Annotated in this window: 14 protein-coding genes; 3 read left to right on the top strand and 11 right to left on the bottom strand. The window is 63.6% G+C overall.

Annotated features, from left to right (window positions below; translation table 11 throughout):
* Nucleotides 1-151 precede the first annotated feature (151 nt).
* From JX292_RS01115 to JX292_RS01105, 3 genes are all read right to left on the bottom strand, one after another.
* On the bottom strand, nt 152-1,123 hold the full coding sequence (locus tag JX292_RS01115) for a Ppx/GppA phosphatase family protein (protein ID WP_204860516.1): 972 nt from the start codon (nt 1,121-1,123) through the stop codon (nt 152-154).
* 286 nt (nt 1,124-1,409) lie between these two features.
* Complete coding sequence (gene topA / locus JX292_RS01110; RefSeq protein ID WP_204860514.1) at nt 1,410-4,211, bottom strand: type I DNA topoisomerase; 2,802 nt, start codon at nt 4,209-4,211, stop codon at nt 1,410-1,412.
* 316 nt (nt 4,212-4,527) lie between these two features.
* The gene (locus JX292_RS01105) at nt 4,528-4,974 is read right to left on the bottom strand and encodes a pyridoxamine 5'-phosphate oxidase family protein (protein ID WP_204860513.1); all 447 of its coding nucleotides are present in this window, start codon (nt 4,972-4,974) and stop codon (nt 4,528-4,530) included.
* Nucleotides 4,975-5,075: 101 nt separating this feature from the next.
* On the opposite strand from JX292_RS01105, the gene JX292_RS01100 reads away from it, so the two are divergent.
* Together JX292_RS01100 and JX292_RS01095 are read left to right on the top strand one after the other, a co-directional pair.
* The gene (locus tag JX292_RS01100) at nt 5,076-6,821 is read left to right on the top strand and encodes a DUF7059 domain-containing protein (protein WP_239653560.1); all 1,746 of its coding nucleotides are present in this window, start codon (nt 5,076-5,078) and stop codon (nt 6,819-6,821) included.
* 2 nt (nt 6,822-6,823) lie between these two features.
* Complete coding sequence (locus JX292_RS01095) at nt 6,824-7,372, top strand: pyrimidine dimer DNA glycosylase/endonuclease V (protein WP_204860512.1); 549 nt, start codon at nt 6,824-6,826, stop codon at nt 7,370-7,372.
* Between the two features lie 371 nt (nt 7,373-7,743).
* On the opposite strand, the gene JX292_RS01085 is transcribed toward JX292_RS01095, so the two are convergent.
* From JX292_RS01085 to JX292_RS01065, 5 genes are all read right to left on the bottom strand, one after another.
* Nucleotides 7,744-8,394 carry a cation diffusion facilitator family transporter gene (locus tag JX292_RS01085; RefSeq protein ID WP_204860511.1) on the bottom strand — a complete coding sequence of 217 codons (651 nt, stop codon included), beginning with the start codon at nt 8,392-8,394 and terminating at the stop codon, nt 7,744-7,746.
* On the bottom strand, nt 8,391-8,750 hold the full coding sequence (gene cmtR / locus JX292_RS01080; RefSeq protein ID WP_204860510.1) for a Cd(II)/Pb(II)-sensing metalloregulatory transcriptional regulator CmtR: 360 nt from the start codon (nt 8,748-8,750) through the stop codon (nt 8,391-8,393). Before cmtR ends, JX292_RS01085 begins: the two co-directional genes overlap by 4 nt.
* A gap of 195 nt (nt 8,751-8,945) precedes the next feature.
* Complete coding sequence (locus JX292_RS01075) at nt 8,946-10,037, bottom strand: LLM class flavin-dependent oxidoreductase (protein WP_204860508.1); 1,092 nt, start codon at nt 10,035-10,037, stop codon at nt 8,946-8,948.
* A 262-nt stretch (nt 10,038-10,299) separates the two neighbouring features.
* On the bottom strand, nt 10,300-10,797 hold the full coding sequence (locus tag JX292_RS01070) for a GyrI-like domain-containing protein (RefSeq protein ID WP_204860498.1): 498 nt from the start codon (nt 10,795-10,797) through the stop codon (nt 10,300-10,302).
* Nucleotides 10,797-11,708, bottom strand: a complete 912-nt coding sequence (locus tag JX292_RS01065) for a rhodanese-related sulfurtransferase (RefSeq protein WP_204860496.1) — start codon at nt 11,706-11,708, stop codon at nt 10,797-10,799. The genes JX292_RS01070 and JX292_RS01065 overlap by 1 nt, the downstream gene beginning before the upstream one ends.
* A 167-nt stretch (nt 11,709-11,875) precedes the next feature.
* On the opposite strand from JX292_RS01065, the gene JX292_RS01060 reads away from it, so the two are divergent.
* Nucleotides 11,876-14,608 (top strand): DEAD/DEAH box helicase, encoded by a 2,733-nt coding sequence (locus JX292_RS01060; protein ID WP_204860494.1) that lies wholly within the window; start codon nt 11,876-11,878, stop codon nt 14,606-14,608.
* Between the two features lie 42 nt (nt 14,609-14,650).
* Here JX292_RS01060 and JX292_RS01055 read toward each other — a convergent pair whose 3' ends face one another.
* The 3 genes from JX292_RS01055 to JX292_RS01045 form a co-directional block, all read right to left on the bottom strand.
* Nucleotides 14,651-15,163 (bottom strand): Rv3654c family TadE-like protein, encoded by a 513-nt coding sequence (locus tag JX292_RS01055; protein WP_204860491.1) that lies wholly within the window; start codon nt 15,161-15,163, stop codon nt 14,651-14,653.
* On the bottom strand, nt 15,111-15,578 hold the full coding sequence (locus tag JX292_RS01050) for a TadE family type IV pilus minor pilin (protein WP_204860489.1): 468 nt from the start codon (nt 15,576-15,578) through the stop codon (nt 15,111-15,113). Before JX292_RS01050 ends, JX292_RS01055 begins: the two co-directional genes overlap by 53 nt.
* A gap of 79 nt (nt 15,579-15,657) precedes the next feature.
* The gene (locus JX292_RS01045; RefSeq protein ID WP_204860487.1) at nt 15,658-16,371 is read right to left on the bottom strand and encodes a DUF4244 domain-containing protein; all 714 of its coding nucleotides are present in this window, start codon (nt 16,369-16,371) and stop codon (nt 15,658-15,660) included.
* Nucleotides 16,372-16,424: the final 53 nt, after the last annotated feature.

Below are 16,424 nucleotides of genomic sequence, written 5' to 3'. Positions count from 1 at the left end.
CGACAACTTTGTTGGTTGACAAATTTCCTAGACAGCCGCGTTTTACATCGCTGTACAGCCGTCAACGTTCACAGATTATCACGAAATAATAAAGTACAACTTGAACCCCGCAGGCCGGTGCTTACCAGCCTGCGGGGTTCATCATCATGTTCTACTCACCCAGGAGGGTTTTCGGGTTGACCGGAGTACCCGTACCCTCCGCCAGGTGCTCAATACGCTTCAGGATCAGGCCCTCACGCAGCGCCCACGGGCACACGCGCATCGTCTCAATGCCGAACGCCTCCATCGCCGCCTCCGCCGCAATAGCACCCGCCAGCACCTGCTCAGCACGCATCTTCGAAACACCCGGCAAATCGCTACGCTCAGACACCGTCATCGCCTCCATGCGACGAGTCCACAGACGCAAATCCTGCAGGTGCATCTCACGCTTCACATGCGGGCCCGCCGAATACGGCGCCGCACCACAAATACGCGCCAACGAACGGAACGTCTTCGACGTACCCACCGTCATATCCGGCGCACCATAACGCAACAGATTCTCCGCCACCGGGGCGATCTGCTCACGCACATACTTGCGCAGACGCTTCACCTGCTTCGGCTTCGGCGGCTGCTCATCAAAAAACTCACGCGTCAAACGGCCCGCACCCAACGGCACACTCATAGCCGCATCCGGCAACGCATTCGTACCCGTCGAAAACTCAAACGAGCCGCCACCAATATCAAAATCAAGGATGCGGCCCGCACCCCAGCCCTGCCAGCGGCGCACCGCAAAATACGTAATGGCCGCCTCCTGATCGCCCGAAATACCGTTCAGGCTCACGCCGGTCTGCTCACGCACCTGCTGCAGCACCGCCGCACCATTACCCGCCTCGCGGATAGCGCTCGTGGAGAACGCCAGCAGGTCCTCCGCCTCATTCTCGATAGCGAAGTCGCGGGCGCTGGTCACGAAGCGGGTCAGCGCGTCCGCGCCCTCCTGTGAGATATTGCCCTCGGTGTCGAGGTACTGCACGAGCTGCAACGGAATCTTGTGCGACGCGTACGGCTCGGGGCGCGCTCCAGGGCTAGCGTCAATCAGCAGCAGGTGGACCGTATTCGACCCGACATCCAGAACTCCCAGACGCACGATGCGCTCCCCTCCCCCGCCCCGCGGCGGGATACTATCTGTGTGCGGTACCGCAGGTGCGGCGCCTCTTCCAGTCTGTCAGAGGCGCGGCTCACTCCGCAAACAATCCGGGCGGATGCCCAACATCAGCACAGCGCAAGCCTAAAAAACGCAGTGCGGACACAAAATCGTGCCGAACGCGCCGAACATCCCGAGTACAAACGTTCCCCGGGCACGCAAAAGGCGCAGGAGGCGCCCCACCCCACTAAGGGGTTCGGGACGCATCCTGCGCCTTCAAGCAGAAGCGTTACTCGGCGGTCTTACGAGTGGTCGTCTTCTTCGCGGTAGTAGACTTAGCGGTCGTCTTCTTAGCGGTCGTCTTCTTAGCCGTGGTGGTCTTCTTCGCCGCGGTCTTACGCTTGACCGGGCCCTTCGCGCGCTTGTCAGCAAGCAACTGCACCGCGCGCTCATGGGTCAGCGACTCAATCGACTCCGCACGCGGAACCGTAATGTTCGTAATACCGTCGGTGATGTACGGGCCAAAGCGGCCGTCCTTCACCACGATCTTCTTCTCACTGACCGGGTCCACGCCCAGCTCAGCCAGCGGAGGCTTAGCCGCCGCACGACCGCGCTGCTTCGGCTGGGAGTAAATCTCCAGGGCCTGCTCCAACGTAATCGTGAAGATCTCGTCCTCGCTGCCAATCGAGCGGGAGTCCGTGCCCTTCTTCAGGTACGGGCCGAAACGGCCGTTCTGCACGGTAATCTCCACACCCTCAGCGTCGGTGCCGAGCACGCGCGGCAGGCTCAGCAGCTGCAGCGCCTGCTCCAGGGTCACGGTCGCCAGATCCATGGACTTGAACAGGGACGCGGTGCGCGGCTTCTCGGGCTTCGGCTTCTTCTTCGGCTTGGGCTTGCCGTTCTTGTAGTATTCGGTCGGCTGGGCGTCCAGGTACGCCTGGATCTGCTCCTCAGTCATCTCCTCGATGACCTCGGTGACGTACGGTCCGAAGCGGCCGTCGCGAGCCACAATCTGGCGGCCGGTGGCGGGGTCCACGCCGAGCACACGGCCGTCGGACTTGCCCTGCTCGAGCAGTTCGCGGGCCTTCGCCTCGGTCAGCTCGTCCGGTGCCAGGTCGGCGGGCACGTTCGCGCGGACCGGTTCGGTCAGCTCGCCGGTCTCGGTATCGAGGGTGCCTTCGGCCTCCAGGTAGGGGCCGAACTTGCCCACGCGCAGCACAATGCCGTCAGCAATCGGGATGGAGTTGATGCCGCGGGCGTCAATCTCGCCCAGGTTATCGACGATTGCCTTCAGACCGCGCTTAGAATCACCGCCGAAGTAGAACTCGTCCAGCCACTCGACGCGAGACTCTTCGCCGCGCGCGATGCGGTCGAGGTCCTCTTCCATCTGTGCGGTGAACTCATAGTTCACGTAGGGGCCGAAGCTGGATTCGAGCAGGCGCACCACGGAGAACGCGGTCCAGGAGGGAATCAGCGAACCAGAACGAACGTTCACGTATCCGCGGTCCATGATGGTCGAAATGACAGCCGCGTAGGTGGACGGGCGGCCAATGCCCAGCTCGTCCAGGGTCTTCACGAGGGACGCCTCGGTGTAGCGCGGAGGCGGCAGGGTCTCGTGGCCGGCGGGTTCAATCGCCTCGGCGGTCAGTACTTCGCCGGTGGTCAGGTTCGGCAGGCGCTTCTCAGCGTCCTTCGCCTCACGCTCAGCCACCCGGGATGCGTCAACGCCTTCCTCGTAGGCGGCGAGGAAGCCGCGGAAGGTGATGACGGTACCGGATGCTGCGAACTCGGCGTCCTGGCCGTTAGATGCCACGGCGCCCAGGCGCACGGATGCGGTGGAACCGGTCGCATCGGCCATCTGGGAGGCGACGGTACGCTTCCAGATCAGCTCGTAGAGGCGGAACTCGTCGTTGGACAGCGAGCCGCGCACGGCGTCCGGGGTGCGGAAGGTGTCACCGGCGGGGCGGATTGCTTCGTGGGCTTCCTGTGCGTTCTTGCTCTTGGAGGTGTACACGCGCGGTGCGGAGGGCACGAATTCTGCGCCGTACAGCTCAGAGGCCTGGCGGCGTGCGGCCTTGACGGCCTGATCGCTCAGCGCGACCGAGTCGGTACGCATGTAGGTGATGTAACCGTTCTCGTACAGGCGCTGCGCCACCTGCATGGTCACGCGGGAGGAGAAACGCAGCTTACGTGCGGCTTCCTGCTGCAGGGTGGAGGTCGTGAACGGCGCTGCCGGGCGGCGCTTATACGGCTTGGTCTCGACCGAACGCACCGAGAACGCGGCGGACTGCAGGGCTGCGGCGAGCGCACGGGCCGCCTCCTCGTTCAGGTGGGTGACCTTGGAGGAGTTGAGGGTGCCGTTGTCGGCGAAGTCCTTGCCGGTGGCGATGCGGTTGCCGTCTACGGCGACCAGCTTCGCGTCGAAGCCTTCGGAGGCTGCGGTCAGGAAGCGTCCGGACAAATCCCAGTAGTTAGCGGCAACGAATGCCATGCGCTCACGTTCGCGCTCGACCACGAGGCGGGTCGCGACGGACTGCACACGACCTGCGGAGAGGCCGCGGCCGACCTTGCGCCAGAGCACGGGGGAAATTTCATAACCGTAGATGCGGTCGAGGATGCGGCGGGTCTCCTGCGCGTCGACCAGGTGCAGGTCGATGTCGCGCAGTTCGCCGAAGGCACGCTGAATGGCTTCCCGAGTGATTTCGGGGAAGGTCATGCGGTAGATAGGAACCTTGGGCTTGAGGACTTCCTTCAGGTGCCACGCGATGGCCTCACCCTCGCGGTCACCATCGGTTGCCAGGTAGAGCGCGTCCACTTCTTTAAGCTTGCGCTTGAGCTCGGCAACCTTCTTCTTTTTGTCGGGGTTGACAACATAATAGGGTTCAAAGCCGTCTTCAACGTCGACGGCGAACTTGCCGTAAGGGCCCTTCTTCAGGTTTTCGGGCAGCTCAGAGGGCTGTGGAAGGTCACGGATATGACCCATGGACGAGTCGACCAGGTAGTCCTCGCCGAGGTAGCCGCTAATGGTCTTGACCTTGGAGGGGGACTCCACGATTAGCAGGGCTTTTCCATTCTTGGCCTGAGCGGGCACGGCACTCCTCTATCTATGTGATGTCGCTACGTATTCAACCATAACCCACGCGAACGTCTGGTCCAGGCGGTCGGGGCGGTTCCATACGATGGGTGAGGTGTTCATTGAGCGATTAGTGTGGGGGACTCCCAGCGTGGGGGTCGAAGTTGCACCCCGCGTCGTGCAATCTGTCGTGCTGTGTGTTGAGACGCGGTGCGCGCAGGGTACTCGCTCCATCATACGGTACCGGTGGACGGATTGGCGCACGGGGCGCCCGTTGACGCGCGCACCGGGGATTCTGTGGGGCTTGCGTTTCCCGAGGTGTGGACGCTAAACGCTACCTCGTGAGGGTGTCGGAGTCCGGCTGGGTGCCGTCCAGGTAGGCAGGCAGTAGCGGGTACTCGCGGCCGTACACGCTTCGCGGTACGATGCGCACCCACTGCATTTCGTGCGTGTCGGAGTCCGGCAGGTCGAAGGTGCGCACGATCTGCGGGGTCATCTCGGGCGGGAGCCAGTGGGCGACGCCGACCACGATGACCGAGCGGATGCCGTCCTCGAGGGTTTCGTCGATTTCGAAGGCGACGCGGCGGCTAACCACCACGGACGAGAACTTGTTGCCGCGGGTGGTGCGAATGTAAATTTCCTGGTTGGCCACGGCGTAGAGCACGGGGAGCACGTCGACGTGCTGCCCGTCGGTCATGACGAGTCGGCCGAGGGTGTTTGCGTGCAGGCGCTCCCAGCATTTCTCGGCGCTGATGCTTTCATCGGGGTAGAGATTGCTCATGCTCTACAGTGTATGCGATGTTGGGCCCGCGGCAGGGTACCGGCGGGTCGCTGTGGATAAACGGAGGCCGGCGTGTGGGGCCGATGCGTAGAATGGTGTGCATGAGTATTTCTGCCCCCGACTTCGCCCCCGAATACGCGCGCGTTACGGATACGCCCCGCAGCGATGATTACGCCCGCCTTGTGCGCCTGCGCGAGCGCCTCACCGTCCTGAACTACACGTACGACGCGGTTCAGGAGCTGCTGGGTGCGAACGCCGCGGATGCGATGGCCCGCGACCAGGTGGTCCCCGGAATCTGGCGTGTCGAGCAGATTCTGCGCGGCGAGTACAGCGCGGAGCAGAAGAACCTGGCGCGCCTGCTGGCGTTTTTCTTGCTGGCCCGCCCGCTGACCGAGGCGGAGGCGACCGAGGTCTTCGGCGAGACCCTGCAGGACTTCGCGGAGGCCTCCCTGATTGAGCGCGACACGGCAGGTCGCTGGACCGCGAGCGTTGACCTGCGCCCGCACGCCGCCGATGACGGCACCGAGATTTATGTGGCCGCAGACCTGGGCGCGCATCAGCGCCCCGGCGTGCTCCGTAAGGATCACGTGCTCGGCATCGGTCACGCGTCCCTGACCCTGGCGCAGATTACCGAGCGCACCCCCGTCGAGCGGGCCCTGGATGTGGGTACCGGCTGCGGTATTCAGACCTTCCACCTGCTCGCCCACGCCGAGCACGTGACCGCCACCGATATTTCGGAGCGTGCCCTGGCCTTCACCCGTTTTAACCTGCTGCTGAACGCGCAGGCACTCAATATTGACCCGCAGAACCCGCAGGCGCGCGTGAGCCTGCGTGAGGGTTCCCTGCTGGACCCGGTGGCCGGTGAACGCTTCGACCTGGTGGTGTCGAACCCGCCGTTCGTGATTACCCCGCGCGTGGCCGGTGAGAGCGCCGAGGAGCAGTTCACCTACCGCGACGGCGGCCTGCCCGGTGACGAAATTGTGAGCACGATGGTGCGCCAGCTGCCGTCGGTGCTGGTGCCCGGCGGCCGCGCGCAGATGCTGGGCAACTGGGAGATTATTCGCGATTCCGAGGACCCCTCACAGCCGCGTTCCTGGGACGAGCGCGTGCGCGCCTGGGTTGCCGACGGTGGCGCGGAGGCGTGGTTTATTCAGCGTGAGGCGCTGAGCCCCGAGTCCTACGCCGAGACCTGGCTGAAGGATGCGAGCGAGAACCGCGACCGCAAGCACTACGAACAGACCTACTTGGCCTACCTGAACGACTTCGAATCCCGGAACGTTCATTCTATTGGTTTCGGCATGATTTGGCTGCGTCGCCCCAGCGAAGACACCGCCGCCGGCGTAACTGCACCTCTACAGCGTTTCGAGGAGATCACCTACCCGATCCAGCAGCCCATCGCCCGCGCTCTCACCGAGTCCGTGCGCCGCTACGACCGCCTCGCCGCCATGGACGATGAGGCGCTCCTCGCCGCACACCTGGAGGTCGCCGAGGACGTCACCGAGGAACGCCACGGCCGCCCCGGCGCCGAGCACCCCAGCGTCATTCTGCTACGTGCCGGATCGGGTCTGTGCCGCACCCAGTTGCTCTCCACCGAGACCGCAGGCTTTGCGTCGGCGAGCGATGGCGAGCTCGCCGTGGGCCAGATTGTGGCGGCCCTAGCGATGCTGCTGTCCTGGCCCGAATACGACGAGGCGGTAGCCGCCGCACGTGGTACGCAACAGCAACATCCTCGCGATACCCTGCTACACGCGGTGCGCGAACTAGTACTCAAGAGCTTCCTGCACTTTAGCGATGAGAATGCGGGCGCAGAATCAGCTGGCGAAAATACTGCAGAAGAGCAGGGCTAAGCGTGCGTATTTGGTCCCTGCACCCCTCCCTGCTTGATCGGCGCGCCCTGGTCGCATGCTGGCGTGAAACTCTGTTGGCGCAGAAGGTTCTGCGGGGTCTGACTCGCGGATACACGAACCATCCGCAGCTGATGCGGTTTCGCGCGCATCCGCAACCGTTGGAGGCGGTTGCCGCCTACCTGTGGGGGCTGGCGGATGAGGCAGATGCCCGCGGCTACTCTTTCAACCGTGCGCTGATTGGTGCGGGCGAAGAAGGTGCCAGCGAAAATACTGCAGACAAAAACAACACTGGCGAAAATAGCGCAGGCAAAAACAGCACCGACAAGGCGGAAAACCCGTACGCTTCGGTTGTGCGTATTCCTGTTCCTCTCGGTCAGCTGGAGTACGAGCTTGCTTTTCTGCGGCACAAGGTGGCCGGGCGCGACCCTGAGTGGGAGCACCAGCTACGCGAGCGCCTGGCGGCGCGCGGCGAGCTGGCGGTATGTGCGCATCCGCTTTTTGAGGTGATTCCGGGCGCTATTGAGCCCTGGGAAAAGACGAAGGATTTTTAGACAGAAGAACTTCTAAAAACCTGAGCATAGTAATGCCCCGGCGGAACCCTTGCGGGTACCTGCCGGGGCATTGCTGTATGCATGGCTCAAGCTGTATGGGAACAAGAATCTCAGTGCGTTACAGAGCGCCGAAAACAGCTTGGCACAGGGTCTTTATCTCGGGGCTTTTATCTCAGTGCCGTTACTTGGTGGTCAGCGCGGGCTTAATCTCCTTCACGATTGCGTCAAGCATCTTCAGGTTGAAGTCCGCACCCAGCTGCAGTCGACCCGCCGCAATGAGATCAGACATGGCGGCAGTTCAGCCATGTAGAGCGGGTTTTCGTAGCGCATGTCTGGGTTGCAGCACTGGCTCTTCATCGTCGGGTGACGGGTCAGTCGTCCTCGTCTTCGAGGTCCTCTAGCACTTCGAACGGCGACTCGACGTCGCCGCGCCAGGCCTCCAGGCCCTCGCGCACTGCGAGCACCGCCACGACCAGCGCCGCAACCGAGTCAGCCCACCACCAGCCGAACAGGCTGTCGAGGACGAGGCCGATGAACACTGCACCGGAGAGGTAGATACACAGGATGAGCTGCTTGGCGTCGGCCATCACGCTCTTGGAGCCCAGCTCCCGCCCGGTGCGGACCTCAATCCACGCCAGCAGAGGCATGACGACCATGCTCAGTGCGGTGATGCCGAGACCCAGCGGGCTGTGGTCGGGGCCCTCCTGGCCGACCAGGGCCAGCACCGCGTCGATCGAGACGTAGGCCGCCAGCGCGAAGAACGCGATGCCGATGGCCTTGACGGTGACCGCTTCCCACCGCTCAGGGTCCTTGCGGGTGAACTGCCAGGTGATGGCCACGGCCGAGAGTACCTCGACAACCGAGTCGAGCCCGAAGCCGATGAGCGCCGCGGACGAGGCGAGGACGCCCGCCAAGACTGCGACGATCGCCTCGATTACGTTGTACGTGATCGTGAAGCCGACGATGAAGCGGACGCGCCGGTGCAGCGTCGCGCGGCGTGCGGTGGTCAGGGTCTCGCTCATGCTCCCACCGCCGTTCCACAGCAGCCCGGCACCGAGCATGCCGGGTCGATGCACGGCGCGGCCTCGTCCACCGCGAGCGTGACGTCGATCAGGGACGTCAGTGCCGCGGCGAGGTGCGGGTCGGCAATCTCGTAGCGCGTCTGGCGGCCCTCGGGCTCGGCGACGACGATTCCGCAATCGCGCAGGCAGGTCAGGTGGTTGGACACGTTCGAGCGGGTCAGCTCCAGCTCGCGCGAGAGCACGGCTGGGTAGCTCGGGCCGCCGAGGAGGGTCATCAGAATCCGGGAACGCGTCGGGTCGGCCATGGCGCGGCCGAGCCGGTTCATGACGTCGAGGCGTGAAGCAATAGTCAGCATACGATGACTATACAGTGATAACTGACCAATTGTCCACTTGTGCGGGCTGCCGCACGTGCTCCGCGCCCTTGCCCTCGGGAAGCGGCAGAGTTCGCGCTCATCAGCGACCACCGCCCATCACGGAAGCGACGGCGGCACGCTGGCGCGAAACCCTGCTAGCGCAGAAGGTTCTGCGGAGTCTTCACCTCAAGGGCTTTACTTAGTGGTCAGCACGGGCTTAATCTCCTTGACGATAGCATCCAGCATCTTCAGATTGAAGTCCACGCCCAGCTGGTTCGGGATAGTCAGCAGCACGGTGTCCGCCGCCTGAACCGCCTCATCACGAGCGAGCTCTTCAGCAATATCCGCCGGATCACCAATGTAGCTACGACCAAAGCGAGAGAAGGTGTTATCGATAATGCCGGTGTAATCCTGCGAGTCCTCCGCGGCGCGGCGGCCAAAGTAGCGTGCCGAGGTTTCATCAATAACGGGCAGCACCGAACGGGACACCGAAACACGCGGAACACCCGAATTACCCGCCTTCACCCACTCGGAGCGGAAGAGGCGAATCTGCTGCGCCTGCTGCTGATCGAAGGGAATGCCCTTATCTTCCAGCATCAGGGTTGAAGACATCAGGTTCAGGCCCTTCTGCGCGGTCCACACGGCGGTGCTATCGGTGCCCGCACCCCACCAGATGCGGTCGCGCAGACCCTGCGACTGCGGCTGAATGGGGGCATACTTGCCCGCCATGCGAGCGCTGGGCGCCATGCCCTCACCCTCAATTGCCTTGAGGAAAATGTCGAGGTGACGGCGCGCCATATCGCCCTCGTCTTCGCCTTCTGCCGGGTAGTAGCCGAAGCTCTCAAAGCCGCGAATAACGGACTCGGGCGAACCGCGGGAGACACCCAACTGCAGTCGACCCGCCGCGATGAGATCTGCCATGGCGGCAAGTTCAGCCATGTAGAGCGGGTTTTCGTAGCGCATGTCAATCACGCCGGTGCCGAGCTCGATGCGTTCGGTCTTAGCGGCGATCGCGGAGAGCAGCGGGTAGGGGGTCGCCTGCTGCTGGTCGAAGTGGTGCACGCGGAAGAACGCGCCGTCCAGTCCGATATCTTCGGCGCCTACAGCAAGGTCGATTGCCTGGTGCAGCGATTCTGCGGCGGAGGGTACGCGGGAGCCGGGGACCTCAGCCCAGTGGCCGAAGGAGAGGAAGCCGAGCTTCTTCTCGTCGCCGCGCATGGGCTCGAGGTGGCTGATGCGGATGGATTCGTCGATCTGCGGGGTGCCAGGGTTAGTGGGGGTGCTCATGGTTTTTTCCTTAGCGAGTTGCGCTCGGGTTCGTGTAGTGCCGGGCTGGTGGTTTAAATCTAAACCCGAATACTTTACAAGTCAAGTATTTATTTCGGAGTATGACGCAGGAGAACCCCTCCCCCCGCTTTCGCTGCACGTACCACCCACACCAAACCCACAAAAGGGCACAGAAAAGCCCGGCGGCACGAACACATCGCACCACCGGGCCCTTCTATTTGACAGCTAAAACTTGCAACTAAAACGACAGAAACAAACTGCCCTAGGAACGCTTCGCCAGCGGAATCCACAGCTCCATACGGTAATCAGCCGCCTGCATATCGCCGCGACCGTACACCTCAAGACCACCCACCGGGCGGTACTGCGGATTCTTCGCGAAGAACGCCTCCTCAAAGCTCGCAAAGCCAGCCGGAATGGACTCCGAAATCGGGCCCGTCACCTCAACCACCGCATAGGGGCTCGCAGGCAACTCCAGCACGCCCAGACCAAGCTTCGCCGCGCTCGCCGACTCCGACACCAGGAAGCCCGCCGTGTAGCGGACCTGACCCTTCGGGTTCGGCTGAGTGCACACACCCAGATACTGGGTTACGTTCAGAACATCCAGCATCGCAGGGGATGCCTTCTGATTCAGCTCATCCCACAGCGGGGAGAAGTCATCATCCAGCGAAAACACCTGCGAAACACCGGCGACAACCATCGCCGGGTGCTCCTCAATGCGAGGTTCGGAAATCTGAACCGCACCGCCCTTAGCGGCTACCATTAGGCGTTCGCCTCAGCTACTTCGCGGTCCACCGAGCACTCGGGCACGCAGTGGCGCTTCGCGTCATCAGCTGCGCACTCGGGGCAGAGCAGAACCAGCTCACGGCAGTTCTCGTTGGAGCAGTTCTCGAACTTGTTCGAGGGCGCGCCGCACTGTTCGCACTTGCCGATAGTGACAGTATCCGGGGTGAATTCCATGTGCATGCGCTTGTCGAAGACGTAGAGCGAGCCTTCCCAGAGTTCCTTGTCGCCGTACTTCTCGCCGTAACGCACGATGCCGCCGTCGATCTGATAGATCTCCTTGAAACCGCGGTTCTTCATGAGTGCGGAGAGAATCTCACAGCGAATACCGCCGGTGCAGTAGGTGACGACCGGCTTGTCCTTAATGTCGTCATACTTGCCGGACTCAATCTCGCGGATAAAGTCGTGGGTGGTGCGCACATCGGGAACGATAGCGTTCTTGAATTTGCCGATCTTCGCCTCGAATGCGTTACGGCCGTCGAAGAAGACCACTTCGTCGCCGCGCTCTTCAACAAGCTTGTTGACCTCCTCAGGCTTCAGGTGCACGCCGCCGCCAACGACGCCGTTCTCGTCCACCTGCAGCTCGTCGGGAGCACCGAAAGCCACAATCTCGTCGCGTACCTTCACGGACAGGCGGGGGAAGTCCTCCGCGCCACCCTCGGACCACTTGAACTCCATGTTCTTGAAACCGGGGTATTTGCGGGTTTCCTTGGTGTACGCCTTAACTGCCTTAATTTCACCACCGAGGGTGCCGTTAATGCCGTGCTTGGAAATGAGGATGCGCCCACGCAGGCCGAGCTTCTCACAGAGGGCACGCTGCCAGAGCATGACCGCCTGCGGGTCGGCGATGGGGGCGAACTGGTAATACAGAATAATCTTATTTTGAGCCACGGAACCATTTTAACGTGCGATACCCCCAAAGACATGCAGAATCCTTGATGCGTGCGAACCATCGGAGCAGAAATACGCCCAATCTTCCCGGGCGCACCCTCCAAGGAGGGGCCGGCCCGTAACAAACGGGGGAGCTCACGCGCGAGCCGAGACCTACAATTGAAGCCATGCCCCAGCACGCAGCTCACCACCCCGCAGACCCCCAAGCCTCGAATGTAGACCAGTCGAGCTCACCGGCGGCACCCGGCGCACCCCGCCGCCTCGGCGACCTTCCGAGCACCACCCAGCATGCCCTGAGTGCGCTCCTTCCCGAGCTGTCGCCCGCCTCCGCCCTGCCCGAGCAGATCACCCACGTGCACACCATCCCCGCCCGCGAGGCGGAGCATGCCCCCTGGCCCAAGTGGATGCATCCGCGTGTGGTGGAGGCCTTCGAATCGCTCGGCATTGCGGAGCCCTACGCCCACCAGGTGCAGGCGGCAGACGCCGCCCATGCGGGTCTTGATGCGGCGCTGGCGGCGAGTGCGGCGCGCTACGGCTGGAGGAGCGGGCACCCCGCGGCTACGCCCGATGGTCAGCCGTCCGCGCTGGGTCGCGCACACGCGGAGAGGACCGGTAACGGCGGGCACGTGATTGTGGCGACTGGCACCGCCTCGGGCAAGACCCTGAGCTATCTGATGCCCACGCTGGATGCCGTTTACCGAGCTTCGTGCGGTGAACCGGTGAGCTCTACATCCGCTTATTCCGGGACTGAAAACCTCAATAATAGAGCGAACGTTCTCTACATTTCACCGGCGAAGGCGCTCTCCGCCGACCAGCTCACCGCCCTCACCTCCTACAATCTTCCCGGGCTTTACCCGGCCAGCTACGACGGGGACACCCCCGCCGGAGAACGCCGCTGGATTCGCGAGCACGCCAACTTCATCCTCACCACCCCAGACATGCTCAACTACTCCATTCTGAGCAACCACCGGCAGTGGGCCTCCTTCCTGCGCGGACTGCGCTACGTGGTGCTCGACGAGGCACACAGCTACCGCGGCGTTTTCGGCGCGCACATCGCCAACCTGATGCGCCGTCTGCGCCGCGTCTGCGCACTCTACCGCACCGTGCCCGTGTTCTACGGCGCCTCCGCGACAAGTTCCAACCCAGTCGAGTCTTTCTCCAAGCTCATTGGCGTGCCGCAGCGAGCGGTCACCGCCATTACCGAATCCACGGCAGCCCGCGGCGAAACCGCCGTCGCGCTCTGGGAACCCGAATTCATGCCGCCCAAGGTGCACGATCAGCTCGCCAAGGGTGCCCGCAGCACCCAGCAGCAGGCGGTCCAGTCGAAGGCAGAGCAGGAGGCGCCGCGCCGCGTCTCCCCCGTGGAGCAGGGCGCGCAAATGCTCACCGACCTCGTGCTTTCCCGAACCCGCTCCCTGGTTTTTGCCGGGTCGCGTCGCACCGTGGAGGTCCTCTCGCAGAAGACCCAACGCTACCTCGACGAGGTCGAGCCCGGTCTCGCTCACCGCGTCGCCGCATACCGGGCCGGATACACCCCCGAAGAGCGCCGCGAGCTCGAACGCAGGCTCCGCAACGGCGAGCTGCTGGGCTTGGCCAGCACCTCTGCCCTGGAGCTGGGCATTGACATCTCCGGGCTGGATGCGGTTATCGTGGCCGGTTGGCCGGGCACCCGCGCGTCCTTTACCCAGCGCATCGGTAGGGCCGGGCGCGGTGGCCAGGATGCACTCGCCGTGCTCATCGCCGACGACAACCCGCTCGATACCTACCTGGTGCATCACCCGGAGGCGATTTTTGGGCAGGACGTCGAAGCCACCGTTTTCGACCCAACCAACCCTTATGTACTCTCCCCTCAGCTCTGCGCGGCCGCCCAAGAGGCGCCCCTGCGCACCGAAGAGCTGAACCTTTTCGGCCCGCACACCGAGGCGCTCCTGGACCGCCTGGTGCAGCAGGGATACCTGCGCCGCCGCCCGGACGGCTGGTACTGGACACACGCCGAATCCGCCGCCGACCTGGTTGATATCCGCGGCACCGGTGGCGGACCCTACCAGCTCATCGACGCCGAAGACGGCACCCTGGTTGGCACCATGGATGCCGCGCACGCCATGAGCCAGGGGCACCCCGGGGCGGTATATATTCACCAGAACGTGCTTTACGTGGTCGATTCCCTCAGCGAGGACGAACGCGTGATTCTGCTCAACCGCGCTACCCCCGACTTCTACACGCGGGCTATCGAAACCACCGAGGTGCGAGTGCTCGCCGAACGGGCGCGCGTACGCTTCGAGGATGCCCGCGGCGCGAGCCCCGACGGAAGTTCCGACACCGTTCTCACGATGCACCGCGGCCAGGTTCAGGTCACCAATCAGGTGACCGGCTACAAACGTTTCTCGGTCTACGGCGGCGAGCACCTGGGCAACGAGCCGATGCCCATGCCCCCGGAGGTGCTCATCACCGAAGCCGTCTGGTTTACATTCGAGCCCAGCTACCTCTTCGGGGCCGGAGTAACCGAAGAGGACGGCCCAGGCACCCTGCACGCCGCCGAGCACGCCGCCATCGGGCTACTGCCGCTCATCGCGACCAGCGACCGTTGGGATTTGGGCGGGCTCTCCACGCTGCTTCACGTCGATACCGGTCAGCCCACAATCTTCGTGTACGATGCCACGCCGGGCGGTGCGGGTATTAGCGAGCGCGGCTTCAACACGGTTCAGCGATGGCTGAGCGCCACCCTCGAGGCCATTGAGAGCTGCGGATGCGACAACGGGTGCCCTTCCTGCGTACACTCGCCCAAGTGCGGCAACCGCAACGAGCCCCTCAGCAAGGCTGGCGCAATGGCCCTACTGAGGGCCATGCTGAAGAGCATCGACGGAAGCGCCGATACGGACGGAGGGGCGGGTTCGGAATAACCGTCGAGGTCTAGAAGCCGTCGGAGGCTATACCTCCGAAGCTCAATCCGCCGGAGGCGCTTCCTCCACCGGTATCTCCTCGGGAGGGTCTTCGGCCTCGGGGACTTCCGGAGCGTGCTCCCCCAGCGGATGCGCGGCCCCGGCCCGGGCTCGCACTCTCGCCGGACCCAGCGCGCTCATCGGGCCACTGACTGGCACGGCGACCGTCACCTCCACAGTCTCGGGTCGATTCGGGAAGGTGCAGGCCTCCAGCCGGGCACCATTCCTGACGGCCCATTCTTCGGCCACCTTGCAGGGGTCCCCGGGGGCAAGGCCTCGGTAGGCGTCCGCCGCGGCCAGCGCGCTGAGGTCGGCCGCGGAGGAGGCTCGCCGGTTGGCGGAAACCACCCCGATGAGTCCGGCCACCGTCACCGTCATGAGCAGCAGAATGGCCACGATGCCCAGCGCGAGAACGGTACCGCTGCCCTCCTCCCGGGACCCCGCGGATACTGGATTACCCACCCTAGCCGGGTCCACCAGAATCGGCCCGATGCGCTCCCAGTTCTTCCGTTTCATCGACGCCTCCTTCCTGTCGGGCGTGAGCCTCAGCTCTAAGGGTCCATCCCGTCGTGGAGCCGATAACACCGGGAGCGGGGCGGGTTACCACGACCTGCACCTGCGGTCCCTCAGCTGACTCCCCGTTTGTAGCGTTCACTTGCACGCTCTGCACCGGGTCTATACGTTTGACGACCGCACGAATCTCGGCCTCCGAGTCACCCCGGGCGGCTGCACGGGCCGCCGCCCGGGCCGATTCTTCCAGCTTCACCTGTGCGACGCCGGTGGAGGCCGCACCCAGGCAGAGGGCGAGCACCGCGGTCACGGCGGGCAGGGCCACCGCAAACTCGGCGGTTACGGCCCCCAGCTCCTCGGGCTGAAGATTGGAGCGTCGAGACCCACCCACAACGGCACCTAAAATGACACGAATGGTCATTCTTTATTCATCCTCTCTGGGTTGAATTTCCACGGGTTCCCACAAAGCAGAACCGGATTCATCTCAACCTTTAGCCGCCCTAGAGCAAGCCCGTATTTCCCGCAATCGAGAGGGCGTTACGCACGATATCAACAAGCATGGAACGCACCTCATCCGATTTGAGGATGACCACCAGCAGACCCGCAAAGCCGACCGCCGCGAGCATAACGATTCCATACTCTGCGGTGGACGCGCCCTCCTCCGCATCACCGGCAGGGGCGTAGCACTCAGCTTCATGCGCATCGCTTTCCGATGCCCCGGAATCAGCGAATGACTCAATCGGTTCGTCCCCGCGCTGGAGCCCGTTGCAGGCGGTCAAATCGGCGGCCACAGCCCCATCTCCCGTAGCGAACGCGCCGCCCTCTTCTTCCTCCTCATTCAGCGCACACCCCAGCGCGCAGCAGGTGGGGCCGCAAGTGTCCAATGTGCATCCTTCGGCCAGGGCACGAGCAATACTCAAGGCACGCTCTTCACTCTGAGCCAGCTCCCTCGGGAGCCCCATCGGAGCCTCACCCGAGGCGTCGGGCAGAGTAAACTTGGGCGCCTTTGCATCGGGCAATTCCTCTCCGTCGAAGAGATCCGCACATTCCTCGCGCAATTGTTTGAGGGTCGTGGCAATGGCAACCGAGAGCGGCACGGGCCCGAGAATGGTCTGGGCTGCCTCCGCTTCGTAGCGGTTTGCTTCATCCTCCCCACGGCCTTCGGAGAAGATGGGGGCGGGGGTGGAGCAGGTGGGGGTCAGGATATTCGTCATTGGTCTTCCTTTCTCACAATGTTTTATTGGGGTACACGCCGAGCGGTTCGTTC

Source organism: Rothia mucilaginosa, from assembly GCF_901875305.1.
GTDB lineage: Bacteria > Actinomycetota > Actinomycetes > Actinomycetales > Micrococcaceae > Rothia.
The sequence above is the reverse complement of the archived record's forward strand: the minus strand, read 5'-3'. Positions and strand labels throughout refer to the sequence as shown.